1 protein-coding gene is annotated in these 985 nt (G+C 49.0%); it reads right to left on the bottom strand.

Annotated elements, in window-relative coordinates:
* Positions 1 to 903: ADP-forming succinate--CoA ligase subunit beta (gene sucC / locus GY843_RS03560; RefSeq protein WP_297306593.1), on the bottom strand; the 903-nt coding region annotated here is incomplete at its 3' end.
* Positions 904 to 985: the final 82 nt, after the last annotated feature.

Here is a 985-nt window from a genome sequence, read left to right as displayed (position 1 = left end):
GGCATTGACTACACGGGCTGGATCATTAATAGTTCCAATATCCAGGAAGTTAGCCGGATTTCCGCCAGCCAGCTTCAGCGTATCCATGGTAGCCATAGCCATTCCGGCCCCATTTACCAGATTGGCAATATCGCCATCCAACTTGATGTAATTTTCTATCCCTTTGCTTTTTGCCTCAACTTCTAACGGATCCTCCTGGGTTTCATCGTACATCGCCGATATTTTCTTGTGACGATACAACGCATTATCATCAATGTTGATTTTGGCATCGAGGGCCAACAGACGAGCATCATCAGTCACCACCAGCGGGTTAATCTCTACCATGGAGCAATCTTTTGTCTGGAACAGTTTACAAAGCCCGGAGATCAAAGGTACAGCCTGACGAACCAGAGTCGGGCTCAGATTCAAGCCAAAAGCTATCTTACGAGCAATGAAAGGCTGAAAGAACATCATACTGGGATCTATGTGAGCTGTAATTATTTTCTCAGGAGTCTTAGCTGCAACCTCTTCAATATCCATGCCCCCAGCTTCGCTGGCCATGATCATGGGCACGCCGGAAGCCGAATCAACAACAATTGCCAGATAAAGCTCTCGCTCTACATTCAAAGTTTCTTCAACCAGCAAAGCATTGATGGGGACACCCTCCGGTCCCGTCTGATGAGTGACCAATCTAGTCCCGAGCATTTCCCCCGCAACCTTTACCGCATCGTAGGAACCGGTGATCCTGACACCCCCAGCTTTGCCTCTGCCACCAGCATGTACTTGAGCTTTCAGTACAACTTTTTCACCAAGTTCAGCGGCAAAGGCCCCGGCTTCCGTCGCTTTTCTAGCTACTTTCCCCCGTGGAACAGGTATGCCAAATTCAGCAAAAAGGCTCTTTGCCTGGTATTCGTGGATCTTCACTAGCTGCCTCCTTAAAACTGGCGGAGGGGGTGGGATTCGAACCCACGTTACCTAAAAGGTAAAGCGGTTTTCAAGACCGCCG

Source organism: Neptuniibacter sp. (assembly GCF_024231755.1).
Lineage (GTDB): Bacteria > Pseudomonadota > Gammaproteobacteria > Pseudomonadales > Balneatricaceae > Neptuniibacter.
This window is presented reverse-complemented; position numbering and strand designations above follow the sequence as displayed.